The organism is uncultured Ruthenibacterium sp., from assembly GCF_963558415.1.
Classification (GTDB): Bacteria; Bacillota; Clostridia; order Oscillospirales; family Ruminococcaceae; genus Ruthenibacterium.
Map to the genome: position 1 here is coordinate 1 of NZ_CAUWGY010000006.1, position 20,916 is coordinate 20,916.

General features: G+C 47.6%; 22 protein-coding genes and 1 pseudogene. 14 read left to right on the forward strand and 9 right to left on the reverse strand.

The annotated features are described in order from the left end of the window. Together alr and AB5H98_RS01845 are read left to right on the forward strand one after the other, a co-directional pair. A partial coding sequence (alr, locus tag AB5H98_RS01840; protein ID WP_367924213.1) for an alanine racemase occupies window positions 1-861 on the forward strand: 861 nt, incomplete at its 5' end. A gap of 30 nt (window positions 862-891) precedes the next feature. Further along, on the forward strand, window positions 892-1,191 hold the full coding sequence (locus AB5H98_RS01845; protein WP_367924214.1) for a phage holin family protein: 300 nt from the start codon (window positions 892-894) through the stop codon (window positions 1,189-1,191). Window positions 1,192-1,267: 76 nt separating this feature from the next. Here AB5H98_RS01845 and AB5H98_RS01850 read toward each other — a convergent pair whose 3' ends face one another. From AB5H98_RS01850 to AB5H98_RS01860, 3 genes and pseudogenes are all read right to left on the reverse strand, one after another. Then, window positions 1,268-1,684, reverse strand: coding sequence for a hypothetical protein (locus AB5H98_RS01850; protein ID WP_367924265.1), 417 nt, complete (start codon window positions 1,682-1,684; stop codon window positions 1,268-1,270). An 87-nt stretch (window positions 1,685-1,771) separates the two neighbouring features. Next, window positions 1,772-2,268: pseudogene (locus AB5H98_RS01855) on the reverse strand (asparaginase domain-containing protein); the annotation flags it as partial. Further along, window positions 2,265-3,167 carry a radical SAM protein gene (locus AB5H98_RS01860; RefSeq protein ID WP_367924215.1) on the reverse strand — a complete coding sequence of 301 codons (903 nt, stop codon included), beginning with the start codon at window positions 3,165-3,167 and terminating at the stop codon, window positions 2,265-2,267. The pseudogene AB5H98_RS01855 and the gene AB5H98_RS01860, both read right to left, overlap by 4 nt. A gap of 120 nt (window positions 3,168-3,287) precedes the next feature. On the opposite strand from AB5H98_RS01860, the gene AB5H98_RS01865 reads away from it, so the two are divergent. The 10 genes from AB5H98_RS01865 to AB5H98_RS01910 all read left to right on the forward strand — a co-directional run bounded on the left by AB5H98_RS01865 (window position 3,288) and on the right by AB5H98_RS01910 (window position 13,827). Further along, complete coding sequence (locus AB5H98_RS01865; protein WP_367924216.1) at window positions 3,288-3,794, forward strand: DUF2569 family protein; 507 nt, start codon at window positions 3,288-3,290, stop codon at window positions 3,792-3,794. 12 nt (window positions 3,795-3,806) lie between these two features. Continuing rightward, on the forward strand, window positions 3,807-5,786 hold the full coding sequence (locus tag AB5H98_RS01870) for a fructose-1,6-bisphosphatase (RefSeq protein WP_367924217.1): 1,980 nt from the start codon (window positions 3,807-3,809) through the stop codon (window positions 5,784-5,786). A 7-nt stretch (window positions 5,787-5,793) separates the two neighbouring features. Further along, window positions 5,794-6,603, forward strand: a complete 810-nt coding sequence (locus AB5H98_RS01875; RefSeq protein ID WP_367924218.1) for a tyrosine-protein phosphatase — start codon at window positions 5,794-5,796, stop codon at window positions 6,601-6,603. 17 nt (window positions 6,604-6,620) lie between these two features. Further along, a complete protein-coding gene (gene deoD, locus AB5H98_RS01880) occupies window positions 6,621-7,340 on the forward strand; it encodes a purine-nucleoside phosphorylase (protein WP_367924219.1) in 720 nt (239 codons plus the stop codon). Window positions 7,341-7,343: 3 nt separating this feature from the next. After that, complete coding sequence (locus AB5H98_RS01885) at window positions 7,344-7,760, forward strand: cytidine deaminase (RefSeq protein WP_367924220.1); 417 nt, start codon at window positions 7,344-7,346, stop codon at window positions 7,758-7,760. Between the two features lie 139 nt (window positions 7,761-7,899). Beyond that, entirely contained in the window at window positions 7,900-8,985 is a 1,086-nt protein-coding gene (locus AB5H98_RS01890) for a BMP family protein (protein ID WP_367924221.1), read from the forward strand. Window positions 8,986-9,053: 68 nt separating this feature from the next. Next, window positions 9,054-9,737 carry a deoxyribose-phosphate aldolase gene (deoC, locus tag AB5H98_RS01895; RefSeq protein ID WP_367924222.1) on the forward strand — a complete coding sequence of 228 codons (684 nt, stop codon included), beginning with the start codon at window positions 9,054-9,056 and terminating at the stop codon, window positions 9,735-9,737. Between the two features lie 75 nt (window positions 9,738-9,812). Next, a complete protein-coding gene (locus AB5H98_RS01900; RefSeq protein ID WP_367924223.1) occupies window positions 9,813-11,189 on the forward strand; it encodes a citrate/2-methylcitrate synthase in 1,377 nt (458 codons plus the stop codon). A gap of 135 nt (window positions 11,190-11,324) precedes the next feature. Next, window positions 11,325-13,565 carry a hypothetical protein gene (locus tag AB5H98_RS01905; RefSeq protein ID WP_367924224.1) on the forward strand — a complete coding sequence of 747 codons (2,241 nt, stop codon included), beginning with the start codon at window positions 11,325-11,327 and terminating at the stop codon, window positions 13,563-13,565. A gap of 76 nt (window positions 13,566-13,641) precedes the next feature. Further along, window positions 13,642-13,827, forward strand: a complete 186-nt coding sequence (locus tag AB5H98_RS01910; RefSeq protein ID WP_367924225.1) for a hypothetical protein — start codon at window positions 13,642-13,644, stop codon at window positions 13,825-13,827. Between the two features lie 100 nt (window positions 13,828-13,927). Here the strand turns inward: AB5H98_RS01910 and rpsR are convergent, their stop codons facing one another. The 5 genes from rpsR to AB5H98_RS01935 form a co-directional block, all read right to left on the reverse strand. Next, a complete protein-coding gene (gene rpsR / locus AB5H98_RS01915; protein WP_367924226.1) occupies window positions 13,928-14,191 on the reverse strand; it encodes a 30S ribosomal protein S18 in 264 nt (87 codons plus the stop codon). Between the two features lie 18 nt (window positions 14,192-14,209). Beyond that, window positions 14,210-14,665, reverse strand: a complete 456-nt coding sequence (locus tag AB5H98_RS01920) for a single-stranded DNA-binding protein (RefSeq protein WP_367924227.1) — start codon at window positions 14,663-14,665, stop codon at window positions 14,210-14,212. After that, complete coding sequence (gene rpsF / locus AB5H98_RS01925; RefSeq protein WP_367924228.1) at window positions 14,665-14,964, reverse strand: 30S ribosomal protein S6; 300 nt, start codon at window positions 14,962-14,964, stop codon at window positions 14,665-14,667. Before rpsF ends, AB5H98_RS01920 begins: the two co-directional genes overlap by 1 nt. Before the next feature lie 134 nt (window positions 14,965-15,098). Continuing rightward, window positions 15,099-15,974: a UTP--glucose-1-phosphate uridylyltransferase gene (locus tag AB5H98_RS01930; protein WP_367924229.1), complete on the reverse strand. Its 876-nt coding sequence runs from the start codon at window positions 15,972-15,974 to the stop codon at window positions 15,099-15,101. Window positions 15,975-15,995: 21 nt separating this feature from the next. Further along, window positions 15,996-16,946, reverse strand: coding sequence for an RING finger protein (locus AB5H98_RS01935; protein WP_367924230.1), 951 nt, complete (start codon window positions 16,944-16,946; stop codon window positions 15,996-15,998). A gap of 196 nt (window positions 16,947-17,142) precedes the next feature. Here AB5H98_RS01935 and prfB point away from each other — a divergent pair, with 196 nt between their 5' ends. Next, window positions 17,143-18,261, forward strand: coding sequence for a peptide chain release factor 2 (prfB, locus tag AB5H98_RS01940; RefSeq protein ID WP_367924231.1), 1,119 nt, complete (start codon window positions 17,143-17,145; stop codon window positions 18,259-18,261). Window positions 18,262-18,317: 56 nt separating this feature from the next. Here the strand turns inward: prfB and AB5H98_RS01945 are convergent, their stop codons facing one another. Beyond that, on the reverse strand, window positions 18,318-19,826 hold the full coding sequence (locus tag AB5H98_RS01945) for a 4Fe-4S dicluster domain-containing protein (RefSeq protein ID WP_367924232.1): 1,509 nt from the start codon (window positions 19,824-19,826) through the stop codon (window positions 18,318-18,320). Between the two features lie 226 nt (window positions 19,827-20,052). Between AB5H98_RS01945 and AB5H98_RS01950 the strand changes: the two genes are divergently transcribed. After that, complete coding sequence (locus AB5H98_RS01950; RefSeq protein ID WP_367924233.1) at window positions 20,053-20,913, forward strand: putative manganese transporter; 861 nt, start codon at window positions 20,053-20,055, stop codon at window positions 20,911-20,913. Window positions 20,914-20,916 lie beyond the last annotated feature (3 nt).

Genomic DNA, 20,916 nt, shown 5'->3' on the forward strand with positions numbered 1-20,916 from the left:
TGGAATTTGACACAGACATTGGTGGATGAGGTCTATGCCAAATCACTGTCGTGCTCAGGGTGGTCGGTTCGGGCTCATTTGGCAGTGGATACAGGAATGCACCGCTTAGGGGTTCCGTGCGGGGACATTCAAGCAATTTCGCGGATTTTTTCTATGCCGGGGCTACGGGTAGAAGGGGTTTTTTCGCATCTTTGTGTGGCGGATGGACTGTCCGTTCAAGAACGGAGTTATACCGAAAAGCAGACAAACAACTTTTTTGCTATGGTTCGGCAACTTCGTCAAAGAGGAATAGATCCAGGAGAAATTCATTTGTATGCCAGTTACGGCGTTTTAAATCAGACTGCGATTCCCTGCACATGGATACGAGCGGGAATCGCTCTTTATGGCGTTTACAGTGAATATGGAAAAACAGCAAATCGCGTGCCTCTTCGTCCGGTGCTTTCTCTGCGTGCCAGGGTGGCTTCCGTGCGTGTTTTAATGCCGGGGGAATGTGCCGGTTACGGCCTTGTGTTTGAGGCAAAAAGACACACACTTCTGGCTACAGTGACCATCGGCTATGCGGACGGTCTGCCGCGAATGCTCCCGCAGAGCGGTGGACGCGTAATTGTACGCGGACATTATGCGCCGATGGTGGGACGGCTGTGTATGGATCAAATGCTGGTGGATGTGACGGATGTTCCGGACGTCTGTGCAGGCGATGTGGTGACATTGATTGGAAAAGACGGAGAAAAGGAAATACGCGTGGAAGAACTTGCGGCCCGCTGTCATACCATTTCAAACGAGTTGTTGTCTGGTTTAAGCCCTCGCCTTGGACTGGTTGCCGAAAAAAATCGGCATAAAATTTGGAAAAGATTATTATGATAGTAGCAGTGAACACAAGGAGGGAGTAATGTGGAGCTGTCATTTTTGTCGGATTATTTTATTCCTGTAATTACCGGAATTTGTCTTTGTGTAGGATCGATTCTGAAACGTTGGATTGCTGACACAGGACATAAGTACATTCCAACGGTTTGCGCAATACTGGGTGCGGTGTTGGCAGTTTGGATGAGTCGAGAATTTTCCCCTGCTGTATTGCTGCAAGGCATGTTCAGCGGCCTCGCGGCTACAGGGTTGCACCAGGTGTTCCATCAAGCTTTGGGACAGACATTTCAAAAAAGCAACAGTACTCGGGGAAAAGCAAACAAAGCGTAGAACATTGCTCTTTTTACGGGATCACAGATAAAAAAACTCCTGCCTGAAGCGTTAAGGCGGGAGTTTTTTTATGTGATCAAAATGCAATATCATAATTGATAGGGGAGTAAAAAGTAGTTTCGAGTTCTTCCCAACTGGATACCCCTTTGCCAAGAATCCACATTAATTTGGTGTAGGCAGCTTCAAGCGTCAAATCTCGCGTTTCGAGAAAACGTACGCGATTTCGAACACGACGTCCCACTTCATAGGTGTCTACTGCGCTTCCCTCATACGTAACTTGCGTGGTGATGACCAGAACCTTTTTATGAGGTTCATAGCGAGCCATTTCTGAACACAAAGTATCCAGAATGCTGTCCGGTAAACCACCGACGCCAAAACTTTCCACCACGATGCAGTCGTACAGTTTGACAATCAACGGAATGATCTCCGGGGAGATTCCGGGCGTCAGTTTTAAAAGAAAAATGTTGGTGTTCAGTTGGTCGTAGAATTTCAATTTCCCACAAGGAGGGCAGGGGGCGACATAATAAATGATACGATCATTCTGTACTTGTGCCAGCGCTGGAAAGTTGATGCTGGAAAAAGCGTTGTAGCTGAAAGTCGACGTCTTTTTGGCACGTGTGCCGGCAATCAATTTTCCGTCAAACACAAGATTTTCACCACGTGTGCGTTCGTCCAAAGCAAAAAGAATGCTGTCCCGGAGATTTTTCTTTGCATCGGTGATCTCCTGTAAAATGGAACGCTGTGCTCCTGTGATAAGAATGGGTTTGTCCGCATTTTGAATCAGGTAAGACAAAGCGGCCGCAGTATAAGCCATGGTATCGGTGCCATGGCAGATTAAAAATGCATCGTATTTTTCGTAATTGTCATGAACAGCGCGTGCAATCATTAGCCAGTGCTGAGGAGTAATGTTGGTGCTAGACTGCACAACGCCTGGCTTTCCAGTTCACACACATCTTTGAATTCAGTAATGTATCCACGCAGGTCACTGGGACTCAAAACAGGGGTAAGACCGTTTTCCGTGGGACCAGAAGCAATGGTACCACCGGTGGTTAGCATCAAAATCTTTTTCTTTTTCATAGTACCTCCTCAACGCCTTCTAATTGAAAGGAAGGTGTGTATTCTTCTTTTGCGCTGCTTTTTTCCTGCATGAATCCCTGGGTCAGACCCAATTCCACTGCATAGTTCACTGCTTGACGGTATTCGTAAGTGGAGATGCGCCGGGAAAGTTCTTTGTATTCTTTGGCTTTGTAAAACGGAGTGTATTGACTCATTAGGCTGGTTAAAAAACCATTTGCGGGTAGTTGTTCAGCCATAAATTTGAGCACAGCCTTTGTGTCGGCCAGAGCACCCGGCAGAGCAAGGTGTCGAACAATAACTCCTTTTTTGAGCAGCCCTTCTGCATCCAGGACAGGCGGCCCCGCCATGCGGCACATGGTGAGCGCTGCCGCAGACGCCACATCAAAGTAGTCGGCGGCACCGGAATATTTTTTGCTCAAGACAGGGGAGACATATTTGATGTCCGTCAGCCATACGTCCACTACATCCTTGAGCATCTGCAGGGATTCCTGTGTCTCATATCCGCCGGTGTTGTAAACGATGGGAATAAAAAGCTCCGGGCCCGCCAGCGCAAGTGCTTCCAAAACCCACGGCAGGTAGTGGCCGGCAGTGACCAGATTAATATTATGGGCACCTTGTTCCTGCAGACGCAAGAAAATGTCGGCCAGTGTCCGTGTGGATACCTCTTTTCCGAAATTCTGCGCACTGATGGTGAAGTTTTGACAATAACAGCATTGGAGCGGACATCCTGAAAAAAAGACAGTTCCGGATCCTTTTGTGCCGGAAATGCAAGGTTCCTCCCAAAAATGAAGGGCGGCGCGCGCCAGACGCACTTGCGCGCCACCGCCGCACAGCCCTCGTGTGCGGGTGCGATCCGCTCCGCAAGCGCGCGGACAGAGAGTGCAGTGTGTGATTTCCATATAAAAAAACTCCTCCCTGTATGCGGGGTAGTGCCGCGCGGGATTCTTTTTTTAGTGTACCATAAATCCTCTGGATATGATACAATGTATCCATACAAAAAATAAAAAGGGAGTGTTTTTATGCCGCAGAAGGATTATCGGAAACTGGGCGGATGGCTTCTGTTTTTTGCAGTGATCTTAGGAATTGGATTTTTCTCCAATCTTGTATCGTTGATGAGTTCTTTGGCTTATTTGAACGTGAATTTACTTTTGACCATCCTCATGATTGCGTGTGTAGTGGCACAAGGCGTGATGTTCTATCAGATAGTTGCGCGCAGGCCGAATTACTGGCGCTGTCTGATCCTTTTGGTGGCATTGTTGACAATTTCGGATCTGTACACTTTGTGGTATGTGGGATTTAACGCACAGTTTGTCACCTCGGTTGTGGTCGACTTGATTCGCAGCGCGATTTGGCTTGCCTATTTTCACAAGTCCAAAAGGGTGGCAGTCTATTTTGCACAGTCTGTGCCCTTCGATCAGCCCTATCCCAATGTTCAAACGGGCGCTTCGGGTTATTGTCCGTACTGCGGAAGCGCAGTCAGCGATGACGCAATTTTCTGCGGGCACTGTGGACGGTCGCTGCGCTGAGAGGAGACAAGAATGGAAACTCCACAACAGAAGTTTCTTAAACTGCTGGCAAGAGACTATCCGACAACGGCGGCTGCCACACAGGAGATCATCAACCTACAGGCCATTTTAAAACTTCCCAAACCCACTGAGCACTTTATGAGTGACCTCCATGGGGAATATGAAGCATTTACACACATCCTTTCGAACGCTTCCGGAGTCATTCGAGAAAAGGTGGACCGTGTGCTGGAGGATTCTCTGTCCGCTCAGGAGCGGGCGGAGTTTGCTACACTGATTTATTATCCGGCGCAAAAGTTGGCACAGCTCAAGCCGGCGCAAAAAAATCTGGATGAATTTTATCGCCAGACTCTTTACCGCCTGATTGATGTTTGTCGTATGATGAGTTCGAAATATACACGAAGCTACGTGAGAAAGCGATTGCCGCAGGGGTTTTCTTACATCATTGACGAATTGCTGCATGCCCACTTTGAAGACCATGACAAAGATTTGTATTACGGGCGCATTTTGTCAGCAATCATTGATAACGGCCGTGCAGACGCTTTCATCACAGCTATGTGTGAATTGATTCGGCGTTTGGCGGTGCATAAGCTTCATATCGTGGGTGATATCTTCGACCGAGGCTCTCGCCCGGACATCATTTTGGATGAGCTGATGGCACATCATGCGGTGGACATCCAATGGGGCAATCACGATGTGGAGTGGATGGGGGCTGCCGCCGGAAGCGCGGTCTGCATTGCCAGCGTGATTCATGTTTCTCTGAGCTACAACAATTTGGAGACGCTCGAGGATGGATATGGACTGAATTTGCGGCCACTGGCGCTGTTTGCCGAAGAGGTGTACAAAGACACAGATGTATCAGCGTTTTGGCCAAAGCTGGTGAACGACGGTGGGTATTCTGCTGAAGATTTGGCCAGAGTGGCTCGAATGCACAAAGCAATTGCGATTATTCTGTGCAAGCTGGAGTGCCAGGTCGTGCGGCGCAATCCGGATTTTCAAATGTTAGATCGTGCACTTTTGGAAAAGATGAACTTTGTCACTCAGACAGTGGAAGTGGACGGGAAAGTTTACCGTATGCGTGACTGTGATTTCCCAACCGTGGACCCGGAACATCCGTCCAAACTGACTGCGGGAGAACAGGAAGTTATGGACAAACTCTGTCAGAGCTTTACAGAAAGCGAACGGTTGGCCCGGCACGTACGTTTTCTATATGCCAACGGAAGTGTTTACAAAATTGAAAACGGTAACCTTCTGTTCCACGGTGCGATTCCTTTTGATGAGGATGGTTGCTTGGCGCGCATCACGATGGATGGAAATGATTATCGGGGGCGTGCCTTTATGGATTATTGCGAACGAATGGCCCGGCAGGGTTATTTTGCGCCTCAGGGAAGTGAGGCTCGACGGAAAGGTCAAGATTTTCTGTGGTACCTTTGGTGCGGGCGGCGTTCTCCGATTTTTGGCCGCTATAAGATGGCGAATTTTGAGCATTTCTTTTTAGATGAAGAGGAAAGCTACGCCGAGCGAAAAGATCCGTATTATGACTGGGTGGAAAACGATGACACAGTTGTAGCTGAGTCAGCGGTGTTACGCATCTTTGAAGATTTTGGGTTGGACCCTGCACACGGGCATATTGTGAATGGACATGTGCCAGTAAAGGCAAAAAACGGAGAGAAGCCGGTGAAGGCCGGTGGCCGCCTGATTGTGATTGATGGAGGATTTTGTAAGGCTTATCATAAGCGCACAGGCATTGCCGGATACACGCTGGTTTTTTCAAGCCGAGGTCTGTCTTTGAGAAGCCACGGTTCTTTTGAAACAACGCAGAAGGCCATTCGTGAGAACGCAGACATCCTTTCGACGGTAAATGTGTTTGAAACAAGTGAACGGCGTGTCTATGTGGAAGATACGGATGAGGGCGGCCGGCTTCAGGACCAAATCGAGGATTTACAAAAGTTGGTTGCGGCCTATGCGGATGGTACGTTAAAAGAACAGGAGTAAAAAGGCAATGGTAAATCATATGAATGAAAGTGGAGACAGTTGGCCGGGGCAGCCTCTGCCTTTTGTGGAATGTGAAAATTTTCGGGAATTGGGTGGTTATTGCGGCCTCAACGGAAAGAGCGTAAAGCACGGCGTTTTCTTTCGTGGTCCGGCTTTGTGCGATATTCGCCTGAAAGAGGATCAAGAGCGCTTTCTAAGCCTTGGAATTCGAACAATTTTGGATTTCCGCTCTGAAAGCGAAAAGCGGCATGAGCCGGACCCAACCTTTGACGGAATCGATTACATCAGCCGTTCTGCACTGCGTGATGCCCAAGGCAAGGATGTGGATTTTGACATCGAAGCAATTTTTGCGGGCGGTGAGCAGACGGTGTCCCAAATGCTTCATCTGGTGGAGGACGGATACGCTCATATGCCTTTTGACAACGATGCTTACAGGGAGTTGTTTCGGATCCTTGCCCACAAGCGTGTTCCGGTCTATTTCCATTGCAGTGCGGGAAAGGATCGGACCGGCATCGGAGCGGCGTTGATCCTTTTGGCACTGGGCGTAGACCGTGAAACGGTGATTCAGGATTATTTGATTACCAATACATGCCGTCCTAAGGCACGGGCGCAAATTGAAAAAGTGTTGAAACGGTTCTTCCCTGAGCCGCGTGCTGCGGAATTGGCAGCGGTGACGGCTGGAGTGCAGAGATCCAGTATTGAGCGGGCACTGAATGCCATCGAAGAGCGCTATCCTCGTTTCGAGGATTATCTCATGGCAGAATGTGATGTGAATGAAAAAACGCTTGATGTGATCCGACAGATGTATCTTGTGTAAAGAAAGGAGCTTGGAATATGGCAACACCACACAATGCAGCACAGAAAGGCGATTTTGCCAAAACGGTTTTGATGCCGGGTGATCCGCTACGAGCAAAATTTATTGCGGAACATTTTTTGGAGTCTGCCCGTCTGGTTACACAGGTGCGAGGAATGCTGGGATATACAGGTACCTATCAGGGCCATCCCGTTTCAGTAATGGGTTCGGGGATGGGAATGCCATCCATTGGCATTTATTCTTGGGAGCTATTTACACAGTATGGCGTGGAAAACATTATTCGTGTGGGGTCGGCAGGTGCTTATGCTGCACAGGCAAAATTATTTGATGTGGTTTTGGCTACGGCAGCTTATTCTGAATCGAGTTATGCAAAAACGCAGAATGGTTCCATTGGGGATACAACCTATCCGTCAGAAGAGCTGAACCGCCGTCTGCGTGCCAGTGCGCAAAAGCAGAACATCCCTTTGTTGGAGGGTGTGATTCACTCCAGCGACGTATTTTATCGGGATGCGGCCGATCCGGACTATTGGAAAAAACTCTTTGAGCAAAAAGGTTGTTTGGCGGTAGAAATGGAGAGCTTTGCGTTGTTCCACAATGCGCGAGCGACCGGAAAAAATGCGGCTTGTGTTCTGACGATTTCTGACAGCTTTGTCTCTCATGAGGAGACCACGGCCGAGCAGAGAGAACGCAGTTTTACGCAGATGATGAGATTGGCCTTGGGAAGCGTACTGGAGGAGTGAACGATGAATCCAGATTACAAAGCGTTGATTCATGAGGCGTTGCGCGTGAGAGAAAATGCATATGCGCCTTATTCAGGTTTTCGCGTAGGAGCGGCACTTTTGGCAAAGGACGGAACCATTTATACTGGGTGCAATGTGGAATGTGCGAGTTTTTCTGCCACCAATTGCGCTGAGCGAACGGCGCTGTTCAAAGCGGTTAGCGAGGGAAAAAGAAAATTTTGTGCACTTGCGATTGTGGGGGGCAAAGGTGATCCCGAGAAAAATGGAATCATTGCTCCTTGTGGTGTGTGCCGGCAGATGTTGTATGAATTTTGCGGTGAAAAATTGGACATCGTAATGGCACAGGATGAAGAACATTTTACGCTTTGTACACTGGGAGAGCTTTTGCCTGTGGGATTTGGCCCGCAGGCTCTTCTGTAAATGCTTGCTTTTCGGCCTTTCAGGCTGGGATTGAAATCTTTTTGTAATTTTGTTATACTATTTGTAGTGTCGTCCGCCGGGTGTGGGCGGGCTTTGATTTTGACCGCGCGAGCCCCAACGCGGAAAAGGAGCTGACGATATGAAAAAACTGCTGGCGTGCATTTTGTCTGTCGTTTTGGCGGTGATGGTTCTGGTGGGTTGCGGAACACAAAAGGCAGAGCTTGCTCTTGTCACTGATGGCGGAGAAGTGACCGATGGAGCCTTTAATCAAGGTGCCTGGGAAGGGTTAGTAAAATATGCCGAGGAAATGAGTATTTCAAAACTGTCTTATAAGCCGGTTGAAAATACAACAGAGGCCTACCAGGACGCGATTGATTTAGCTGTAAAAGGCGGCGCAATGGTTGTGGTGGCCGTAGGATATGAGATGAAGGATGCGGTTGCCTATGCGCAGGAGCAGTATCCAGAGGTAGTGTTTATACTTCTGGATGGAACTCCCTTTGCACAAGGAGATGCGCAAGCGTATCCGAATACAGTCGGCGTGGTTTTTGCAGAGGAACAGGCCGGATTCTTGGCCGGATATGCAGCGGTCAAAGAGGGAATGACCCAACTTGGATTTATGGGCGGGAAGGCTCTTCCCGAGGTTGTTCGTTACGGCTATGGATTTGTTCAGGGCGCGGAATATGCAGCGCAGAAAATGGAGCTGCCGGCGGGCACTGTGACGATAAAATATGGTTATACCGGAAGCTCAACTGCAAGCAATGATATTCAATCGATGGCTGCAGGATGGTACGGCGAAGGAACCGAGTGCATTTTTGCATGCGGTGGTGAGATGACGAGCTCTGTATTGAAAGCGGCAGAAGATGTGGGAGCAAAGGTGATTGGTGCTGATGTGGACCGCTCGGATGATTCGGAAGTGATTGTGAGTTGCGCAACGAAAAACTTGAGTGGCGCTGTCTATAACATGATTTCTGATGCTTACGATGAAAAGTTGCCGGGCGGACAGACGATTGTTTACGATGCGTCCAACAACGGCGTGCAGTTATCGATGGAAACGTCAAAGTTTAACACGTTTACGCAGAAGGAGTATGACTCCATCTACGCGGCACTGGCAAATAACACAGGGAATATTGCAACTGGAATTTTGAAGGATACAGATGACCAAGGAAATCCAATTGCTGTTACAGATATTCCTCTTTCGCTAATAAATTTGCAGCAGGTAGGATAAAGAAAGACCGGCGGGATTTTGGCATTTGGCTAACCCGCCGGTTATTTATAAGAATGGAGTGCAAGAGGATGGAAAAAGAAGAATTGCTGGCGAGGGTGGACCATACATTGCTTAACCCGGAGGCTACTTGGGACCAGGTAAAACAAATTTGCGATGAGGCAGTGCGTTTTCACACGGCTTCGGTATGTATCAATCCATGTTATGTTCGCCAGGCGGTAGAGTATCTTGCAGGTCGCGTGCCGGTGTGTACGGTTATCGGCTTTCCCCTTGGCGCAACCAGCACACAAGCGAAGTTGGCGGAAGCACAGCAGGCCCTGATGGACGGATGCAGCGAATTTGATATGGTGATTAATATTGGCCGCCTGAAAATGGGGGATGTGGATTTTGTCAGAAGTGAGATCGCTGCTTTAAAACAACTCGTGGGAAAACACATTCTCAAGGTGATTGTAGAGACTTGTCTTTTAACGGATGTTGAAAAGGCAATCATGTGCGATGTGGTGTGCGAAGCAGGAGCGGATTACATCAAAACTTCCACCGGATTTTCCAAGGGCGGAGCAACATTTGAGGACATTGCCTTGTTTGCCCAAAAGGTTCGTGGGCGCTGCAAAATCAAAGCGGCTGGTGGGATTCGTACCCGAGAAGACATGGAACGGTTTGTTCAGCTTGGGGCAGATCGGCTGGGAACTTCTCGTGGCATCAGGATTTTATGTGATGGCAGTCGTGAAAATGTTGCAAAAAATTTAACAATTTGACTTCTATTTTGTGTTATAATAAAACGTATATTTAAAAAATTTGATAGATCATGATGAGAAAGGAAGGCGATCAGAATGCCCATCGATAAGTCCATCGATTATTCTGCCATTACACCCGAAATTAAAGCGCTGAGCGAACAATGTAAGCAAAACGGAAGCATTGACCCGGCTCTGTACACGAAATACGATGTGAAGCGCGGCTTGCGGGATTTAAACGGAAATGGTGTTTTGACCGGCCTTACAGAAGTCAGCGAAATCATGGCATTCAAGGTAGTAGACGGCGTTAAAACTCCTTGTGACGGAAAACTGTATTATCGGGGCGTGGATGTTGAGGATATTGTAAAAGGCTTTATAAAAGAAAAACGGTTTGGCTTTGAGGAAACTGTCTATTTGCTTTTGTTTGGGAAGCTTCCGACCAAAGGTGAATTGGATGAATTTACAAAACTCCTTGCATTTTATCGTTCATTACCGACCAATTTTGTGCGGGATATTATCATGAAAGCGCCTAGTGCAGATATGATGAATACTCTGGCGCGCAGTGTTTTGACACTCTATAGTTACGATTCTCGAGCAAATGACAATAGCATTGACAATGTACTTCGGCAAAGTTTACAGTTAATTGCGCTGTTTCCCATGTTGTCGGTCTACGGGTATCAGGCGTACAACCACTATGTGAAAGATGGAAGTCTTTACATCCATAATCCGCAGCCGGAATTGTCCACGGCAGAAAATATTCTGTACACACTTCGGCCGGATTCAAAATATACTGAGCTGGAGGCACGAATTTTGGATCTGGCGCTGGTTCTTCACGCAGAACACGGCGGCGGAAATAACTCCACCTTCACTACGCATGTGGTTACTTCTTCTGGAACGGATACTTATTCTACGATCGCGGCTGCTTTAGGTAGTTTAAAAGGTCCTAAACATGGTGGTGCTAATATCAAAGTAGTTCAAATGTTTGAGGATATGAAGAAAGTAGTCTCTGATTGGAAGGATGATGAGCAGGTCGAACGCTATTTGCGTGCTTTGCTTCACAAAGAAGCCTTTGATAAAGCTGGTTTGATTTACGGAATGGGTCATGCAGTTTATTCCCTCAGTGACCCACGCGCCAATGTTTTCCGCCATTTTGTTGAGGATCTCGCCAACGCAAAGAATCGGCATGATGAGTATGCGTTGTATGCGGCAGTGGAACGGCTTGCGCCGAAAGTCATTGGAGAAGAACGCCGTATTTATAAAGGCGTCGCGGCAAATATCGATTTTTATAGCGGTTTTGTATATAGCATGTTGGATTTGCCGTTGGAACTCTATACGCCGATTTTTGCGATTAGCCGAATTGCCGGTTGGAGTGCGCATCGCATCGAGGAATTGATTAATGCAGGAAAGATTATTCGCCCGGCTTATATGAATGTGTCCGAACGGGTGGCTTATGTGCCTTTGGCGGAGCGAGGATAAGATTTGGATACAAAATGCTGGTATGCTTGGCGTACCAGCATTTCTTTTCGGTACAAACTGACGTTTTGTGAAAGAAAAGAAGGGATTAGTGCGTATTATAGGTAGAATGATACTCTCGGGAAGGAGATGTTTCAAATGACGGAAAGCTGGATCAAACGGATCGTAGCCATGATGGTGGGAACAGCGCTGGTGCTTTGTCTTGGCGCGACGGCTTGGGCAGACCAGACAGATACCGTTCGCGAAAGCGGTTTGACCATTACTGGAAATTCGGATGGGGTGCAGAAAGACGAAAGCGGCCAAATCTGGATTTCAGAGGATGGTTCTTATCAAATATCCGGTACGTGGAAAGGTACCCTGGAGAACGCAGATGAACAGGCACCCAAGGCGGTTCTGTGTATAGCGGGCGGGGTAGAAGCCGATATTTCATTCAAGAATGTAAATGTATCTTCTGTTGAAGAATTTACAGCAGCATTGGACCTGGACGAGGGGGCAACCGTGCGTTTGTCCGTCTCGGGAGAAAACACTTTGCAGGGTGGAGAGAATTACACCAGCATTGACATTGCAAAAAATGCAAAACTGAATGTGGCCGGTTCCGGAGCGTTTCAAACAGGTGCCATAGATGGTTCAGGAACTTTTGCTTTGGATTCTTCTTTCCAGGGCGTTGTTCGTTCGGGAGAAATTTCGTGTGGAACGGATTCTTCAAAATGGAACGGCATTTTGTTCCAAAATGAAGCAGGGTGTGTCTATGGAACACCGTTGTTGGAACAGAATTTAAATATTTCGAAAACCGAAAGTTTGACGATTCCCAAGGATGTTGTATTGACCATAGGAAAAGGTGTTGCGGTGCAGAACAGCGGTTCTGTGCAAAATGAAGGGTCGATTTATAATTATGGCGACTGGAAAGGAAATTCGCCCAAGGGCAATCAGCTTTTGCAGGACGCTCAGATTTCGCTTTCTCTTTCCAGCCAGGAAGTAACCTTTGCGGATAAGCTGACTGTTTTGGCTACTGCGCGAGTTCCAGACGGCACATCCGGGGGAACCGTGACGTTTTGGATGGGCGAGATCGGTGGGAATGGAATCAAACTTGGAACATCGCAGGCCACTGTAAAAGGTCAGCAGGCTTCGGCTCAGCTTATAGTGGAGCGATGCAGCGCGAACTTGGGCTTTGCAGTAGGCAAGACAGCAATTTATGCTGATTTCGGAGAGATGACCGGAAGCTTGATGCCGGGGCAGAGCAATGGCATAGAACTCATGGTGAAGGAAATTATTCGTTCTATTCCGGCACCTGCGGCACAGGCCGGTACGGAATTGAATATTATTCTTGGCGCCGTTACCCCCAGTGCCGGTGGCGGTACGGTGGAATATGGCCTTGCCACTGAGAACAATACAGAAAAAGTTGAAAAATGGCAGACGGGTACGACCTTTACCGGACTGAATGCGGGAACAGGTTATTATTGTTTTGCTCGCGTTACAGGAGATCCGGAGTATGCACAGGCGTATGCAGTAAGTGGTCCGGTGGTTGTTCCCAAGGCGGTTCGTACTCTTCCTGCTCCGACAGCCGTAGCGAAAGATGTGTGTCGCATAGAGGTATCGGCGGTAACTCCTAGCGCGGGAGCAGGAACCGTGGAGTACGGAATTTCTCTGGAAAATCAAGTTTCAAAAGTTTCTGCATGGCAGACAAGTACTGTTTTTGAAAATTTGACAGCAGAGAAAACATATTATGTGTTTGCACGTGTAACAGGCGATTCGCAGTACGAGGATGCAGTTTCCCAGGCAACTGCTGTAACTGTTCCAAAGGCGGCACGCACAATGAATGCGCCAGGCGGAAAAGCGGGCGGTACAGATAAGATTGTGTTGGAAACAGCCACACCGAGTGCGGGTGGTGGCACAGTAGAGTATGGCGTTAGCGAACAGAACGATAGCAATACGGTAACCAATTGGCAGGCGGCAACTACCTTTACCGGTTTAAAAGCAGGAACACCTTACTATTGCTTTGCGCGAGTGAAGGCGGATCCTAGTTATCAGGATGCGGTTTCTAAGAGCACAGTGATTTTTACGCAAAAGGCAAGTGAATCTTCTGCGACGACAAATCCTGAGACGTATTCCATCCAGGTTATCGCCGGGGAAGGCGGAACGGTCAGTCCCTCTAGTATGCAGGTAAATGCCGGTAGTACACATACTTTTACGTTTACACCTAAAAAGGGTTATGAAGTTGCAAATGTTCGGGTAGATGTAACGGATTTTGGATCGCGTACGAGCTATACGTTTGAAAAGGTTTCTGGACCACATTCTTTGACGGTGACCTTCCGGCCGGTAAAAGCTTCGTCTAGCAGTAGTTCGTCTTCGACATCCAGCTCTTCGTTCCAGCAGCACTGAGGAGTCCAGCTCCGCAAGTACAAGCGAGACAACTGCCAATACCAAAAACGGAAAAATTCCCACAGTTCTTTTAATTGTGATTGCGCTTTTGGTAGCGGCGATTGCTGCGGTCATTATTGTAATGGCGGTTCGGAGGAAAAAAGGGGATTCCGGGTATGATGAGTATGAAGAATATCCTCGTTATTTGGATGATGATGAAAATGCTACAGACGATTACAATGAATTGGATGTAGATTCGGATGAGGATTCCGATGACCGTTAAAAAGTATTTAAAGCCAAAAGCCCCTGTCCGGTTAGCCGGACAGGGGCTTTTGTAATAAAGAACGGCATATCCTTTCGGATATGCCGTTTGACTTTTTAAATTAGTCGCTTACATAGGGCAGCAGAGCAACATGACGAGCACGTTTGATCGCGACCGTCAGCTCACGCTGATGGAAAGCGCAGGTACCGGTAACGCGGCGAGGAATAATTTTCGCACGCTCAGAAATATACTTGCGCAGACGAGGAACATCCTTGTAGTCGATGTGGTCAACACGATCAACACAGAAGCTGCAAACTTTCTTGCGGCCACGGCGCTGCGGACGGCCACCGGCACGGGTGTCCTGACGCTCTTTATCGAATGCCATGAGACAGGTCCTCCTTTTTTAGAATGGTAGATCTTCGTTGTCGTCGATGACGGCAAAATCATCCGCGCTTCCGGCGGCATAGCTCACAGGCTCTGCCGGTGCGGGGCGCTGGGCGGGGGCAGGCGGAGCAATGTAATTACTACCACCAGAAGACCCCTTGCTTTCCGCAAAGTGGATGTTTTCTGCTACAACTTCGTATGCAGTGCGCTTGTTTCCATTGCGATCCTCATAATTGCGAGTCTGCAAACTGCCGTTTACAGCAATCAGACTTCCTTTATGAAAATACTTGCAAACAAACTCTGCGCTTTGACGCCAAGCAACAATGTCGATAAAATCGGCTTTGCGCTCTTCGCCAGCCCGCACAAAGCTGCGGTCAACCGCAATGCGGAACGTACATGTCGCAATCCCGTTCGGGGTGTGGCGCAATTCCGGGTCCGCAACAAGGCGGCCCATCAAAGCAATCACATTCAGCATTATTTTGCCTCCTCAGCTTCGGGTTTCGCAACGATCATGGAACGCAGCACGCCGTCGGTGATTTTGTACACACGGTCCAGCTCAGCGGGGAAATCAGGGCCGCTGGTGAAGTTGATGATGGTGTACACGCCGTCGGTTTCGTCGTTGATGGGGTATGCCAAACGGCGTTTGCCCCACTCGTCAACAGAGTCGATCGTACCGTTCTTCTCGATGAGAGCCTTAAACTTGCCCACCAAAGTGGCAGTTGCCTCCTCATCCAAAGCAGAACTGGTAACCAGCATGGTTTCATATTTTGCCATTTCTGTGCACCTCCTTTTGGACATATGACCCCTTTCGGGGTAAGGATATGCCTGCAATTTTCAGCAAGCAACTTATTATATAATAAAAGAAGAAGTCCTGTCAAGAACATTTTGAGCAGAACTTCTTCTTTTATTCACAATGTTTGAACCAGTTCCTTCAAATAGGCTTTAAACTCTTCTCCAATTTCCGGATGGCGGAGTGCAGTTTCCACCTGAGCCTGCATTACGCCCAATTTTGCACCCATATCGTAACGCTTCCCGGTAAAATCTACACCAGTCATGCCGCTTTTGCGTGCAATGACCGCCATAGCATCGGTCAATTGAATTTCTCCGCCAGCACCAGGCTGCGTCTTTTCAAGAATATCGTAAATATCAGGAGTCAGCAGACACCTTCCCAGAATAGAGAACAGGCTCATTTCCTGACCCAGAGCCGGTTTTTCGATCATATCGGTGACATTGTAGAGATTGTCCTGCAACCGTTCCACTTTTAAAGAAGAATACTTACGAATAGCATCCCGACTTACTTCTTTGATTCCAACACAAGGCTTGCCGTATTGCTCATACGCTCGGCACAACTGAGCCGCCACGGGGTCATCTCCCATAATGACATCATCCCCATAAAGCACCACAAAGGGTTCGTCTCCTGTGAAGGGACGAGCTTTCAAAATGGCATGTCCCAATCCCTTGGTTTCCTTTTGCCGCAAGAAGAAAATATCGGCAAGATTTGCAATCCCGAGACAATCTTCAAGCATATGTGCTTTGGCCGGATTTTTACCCAGAGCAGTCTCCAACTCAGGGGCACGATCAAAATGATCCTCCATGATCCCTTTTCCGCGCCCGGTAATAATCAAAATTTGTTCAATGCCGGCGGCTACTGCTTCCTCGACAATGTATTGAATGGCGGGTTTATCCACAATTGGAAGCATCTCTTTCGGCATTGCTTTGGTGGCAGGCAATACGCGGGTTCCAAGTCCAGCGGCCGGAATAACAGCTTTACGGATTTTTTGCATAATAGGTTCTCCTTTCGAAACTTAGCCATAAAAATAGTTCATCATTTCTGTCGGTCCCACGATTGAAATAACCAAGGAATTCAGCGTGACCAAAAGTGCAAACAAGAAAACAACACCGAGAACCGAAGTGCCACCTTCATGCTGCGCAGCCTGAATCATTTGCGCAGGAGAAGTAGAGGACTTTTGCAAGGCCTTCAACTTTTTAAGAGCATGACGGCGATATAAATAAAATGCGTAAAGTGCGAAAAAGACAGAACTTGCAAAGTTTAATACAAAGCAAATCAGGGTGAGGCCTTCCAGTGCAGAAGCGGATAAAATCGAGCCCGCCGGAAGCCCAACCGTTTGAAACATGGCCAAATAAGAAGGAATGGAAAACACGATGGACATGACAAGCGACAGAATACCCCAACCCCACATTTTTCGATAAAAGAAATACATCGGTGCATAAATCAGCGCGCTCCAACAAATGCTGGTTTTGCGGTTCAACCGATCCATACGAGAAAACTGGGCAAGATAGTATTGTGAGCTGCTTCCGATAAAAGAAGCCCAAGTGGCTGTGTCGATGCCGTCGTATTCTTTTTCCAGTGAGACGACCGGGCCCACAGGTGTGCCACCGAACGGTGTTCCCAAAGGCGGAAAGATTTGATCCGGTGTGGAAACATCCGGGGTACGTCCAGGCGCACCAGAAACAGGCTGGCCATTGCGGAGAGGTTGGCCACAGCGCTCACAAAAAATATTGTCTTTTTGGTTTAGCGTATTGCAAGCAGGGCAACGCACTCCGTCCGGTTCTTTGGGCTTGGGGGGATCAAAAGAAAATCCCGTACCGTGTTTTTCTTTAAAAACACATTTCCCTTCTTTTTCATAACACGCTCGATGATAAGGAGCGCCACACTCTGGGCAAACAACAATGTCATCGCCTTCGTGCAAAGGTTTATGGCAACTGCTGCAGTGGCAGTTTCGATAGTCGATCATGCTTAAGTTTGTCCTCCTCAAGATACTATTATGCATACTATACCGCATCAGGGGCAAAAATGCAAAGAAAAGAGTGTGAAAAACAGGAAAAAAACGAAGGCGACCAAAGAAACGGCCCTCTTTACAAGCGCATGGGAATCTTTTATAATATTTGGGTATGACAATTGTTTCTAATATCCCGCAAAGAGAGGAAATTATGGTTATTTTAGATGAAGTAAAACGTCAGTTGTCGGAGCTGGAGCCGGAAGTAGCAGATTTAGCGGATGCGCTGGCCATTGAGCGCAGCAAACTGCGCTTGGAAGAATTGGAACAGCGCAGTGCCAGCCCGGAGTTTTACAATGATGCTGAGGGATCAGGTGCTGTATTTGCAGAAATGGGCGAACTGAAACAGCGTATTGAAGATTATCGTGCGCTGCAGGAAATGCTCAGCGATGCACAAACGCTTTTGGAAATGTGTGAAGAAGACAGCGATGAGACATTGGCAGAAGAGTCACAGGCCGCTGTAGAGCAGTTGGCCCAAAAAGTAGAGGAGATGCGTCTGATCACGTTGCTAAATGGTGAGTACGACGCAAACAATGCTATTTTGACATTTCATGCAGGTGCAGGCGGAACGGAGGCACAGGATTGGGTCTCCATGTTGTATCGTATGTATACTCGCTTTGCTGCACGTCATGGCTGGAATGTGAAAGTTCTTGAGTATTTGGATGGCGACGAAGCAGGAATCAAGTCCGCGTCTATCTTGGTAGAAGGGCATAATGCTTATGGCTTTTTGCGTTCGGAAAATGGTGTGCACCGTTTGGTGCGTGTATCGCCGTTTGATGCATCGGGCCGTCGTCACACCAGTTTTGCTTCTCTAGAGGTTATGCCGGAGATGGATGATAAAATCACCGTTGAAATCCGTCCCGAGGATATCAAAATGGAAGTGTTCCGTTCTTCTGGTGCCGGTGGACAGCACATCAATAAAACTTCTTCCGCTGTTCGTTTGATCCATATTCCCACGGGCATTGTGGTAAGTTGTCAGAACGAGAGAAGTCAGTTCCAAAACAGGGACATGTGTATGAAAATGCTGGCGGCAAAGCTCTATCAGATCAAAGAGAGAGAGCATTTGGATAAAATCAGTGATATCAAAGGTGTACAAAAAGAGATTGCTTGGGGAAGCCAAATTCGTAGCTATGTATTTATGCCTTATACGCTGGTCAAAGATCACCGCACTGGCTATGAAAACGGAAATGTCAACGCAGTGATGGATGGCGACTTGGATGGTTTCATCAATGCGTATTTGAAAGCAGCCAGCAAAGGAGAGCTGGAAAAATAAAATCTTCATTTAACTTAAAAAAGCCGACGGATGAATGTCCGTCGGCCTTTTTTATTTTATTCGTGAAGCAAATTCAGCGTAATCTCATATTTGGATTCTACAGAATATTTTTGAGGAGCAGTTGCCTTATATTTATTTAATGCAGCAGTAGCGCGGACCGGATTTTGAAGAGTACCAGCTCCAGCCACACACCCGCCAGGACAAGCCATTCCTTCCAGAAGATAACCGTTCAATTTGCCTGCTTTGGCCATCATCAGCATTTTTTTGCAATCCTGCAATCCCTGGGCAGCCATAACTTTTACTTCTCGGTCCGGATCCATTTTATGAATGGCATTTACCACAGCATTGGCAACTCCGCCCGATACTGCAAAACCACGTCCGTCTGCAGTAGCCTCTGTTAATTCAGGTCCTTCGGCCACCTCGGAGAATTGAATGGCCTTGGCCTCAAACATACCCATGACTTCTTCAAACGTCAAAACAAAATCAACGTCACTGCGGATGGTGCGACGACTTGCTTCCAACTTTTTCGCCGCGCATGGTCCAATGAAAACGACCTTGCAGTTTTTGTGCTCCTTTTTAATCAAACGTGCGGTCAGTACCATCGGGGTCATTGCCATTGAGATATAAGGAGCAAAATCCGGGAACAATTTTTTTGCCATGACGCTCCAAGCAGGGCAGCAAGAAGTGGCCATAAACGGCTGATGTTCCGGAACCTCACGCATGAAGTCCTTAGCCTCTTCGATGGTGCACAAATCAGCGCCGATCGCTACTTCTACCACATCGTCAAATCCAAGCAGCTTCATAGCGGGCTTCAATTTGGCGGTAGTCATTTCCGGACCAAACTGTCCTACAAATGCCGGTGCTACCGCGGCAATCACGCGATCGCCTTTGTTAATGGATTGAATGACCTGGAAAATCTGACTCTTGTCCGCAATAGCGCCAAAGGGGCAGTTAACAAGGCACATGCCACAAGATACGCATTTATCATAATTGATCGTAGCTCTTCCAAGCTCATCCGAGCCAATGGCATCCATGCCGCAAGCCTTTGCGCAGGGACGTTCCATTTTATTAATGGCACCATAAGGACAGGCATTCGCGCACTGGCCACATTTAACGCATTTTTCCTGATCAATAACGCTTTTTCCGTGCACAATGGAAATAGCCCCTTTCGGGCATACTTCTTTGCAGGGGTGAGCCAGACATCCTTGACACAAATTGGTCACATGGAAAGATTTTTCCGGGCAGGCATTGCACGCAAATTTAATAACATTGATCAAGGGCGGCTCGTAATATTTCTCAGGACGAGCACTTTCTTCCACACCTTCTGCCAAAGGTGCATGCTGGTCAATGGGGCGCAAAGACAAACCCATGGTCAAACGCAGACGTTCACCAACAATAGCGCGTTCCAAAAAAATGCTTTCACGGTAACGCTCTACCTCGCCAGGAACAATCTTGTAGGGAAGTTCCTCGATGTGACTGTAATCAGTTTTTTCGTACGCCATACGGGCCACTTCGGTGAATACCTTGCGGCGGATATCGGTTACGGACGAATAAATGCCTCGCATGTATAAAACTCCTCATCATTTTATATGGTCAAGAAAATACCGCCATAATAATACCATTCACAAAAGAGCAGTGCAAGAGCATTTAACAGAACTTTTTTCTGTTTTACATAAAAATGGACCTCATTTTATAGATTGCAAAACAAAAAAGGATGTACTATACTAATAAGGTATATCATTTGTCCAAAAGTAATCGGACAAATGAGGAGAGAACACAGGGAGAAACTCTATGGATTTAATTTGGGATATTTTATTGGACGCATGGATGGACAGCGTGAAAATGCTGCCGTTTTTGTTTATAGCCTACTGGGTAATCGAATATGTCGAGCACCGTCATTCGGAACGGATTGAGCGCGTATTGGCGAGTGGTGGACGTTTTGGCTTTGTACCCGCAGCACTATTGGGATGTTTTCCACAATGCGGCTTTTCCGCGATGGCTGCCAATTTGTATGGGTCAAAGGTCATTACATTGGGAACGCTGCTGGCGGTATTTTTGACAACAAGCGATGAGGCGATTCCATTAATGTTGGCCAATCCTGACCAGTGGGAAGCCATGCTCGCAGTGATAGGAGTCAAAATTGTAGTTGCCTTGTTAGCAGCATTGTGCATAGACTTTTTGCTAAAAAAATGGATCCCATCGTCTGTACGAGGGGGGTATACCGGAAGTAGCCAAGAGGTAGATTGCCATGAGCACCAGGAGGAGGATGGAATCCTGGTGGCGACATTAAAGCATACATTTAATATTTTTGTGTTTATTTTTGCCTTCAATATTGTGTTGGGGGGGCTTGTAAGCATCATCGGACAAGACATTATTGCCTCGGCGTTGGCAGCCAGTGGCTTTTGGCAACCTGTCTTGGCTGGCTTGATTGGCTTGATCCCTAACTGCGTAGCCAGTGTTTTATTGACACAGCTTTTTGCTGCGGGCCAGTTGAGTTTTGGCGGCGTAGTGGCCGGCCTTTGCACCAGTGCAGGTGTTGGCTTGGCGGTATTGTGCCGTTCGAATAAAAGCTGGAAACAAAATTTGTTCATTATTTTGTTGCTGTATGTGATTGGTACAGCAGCCGGAATCGTTTGTCAGATTTTGGTTTGATAA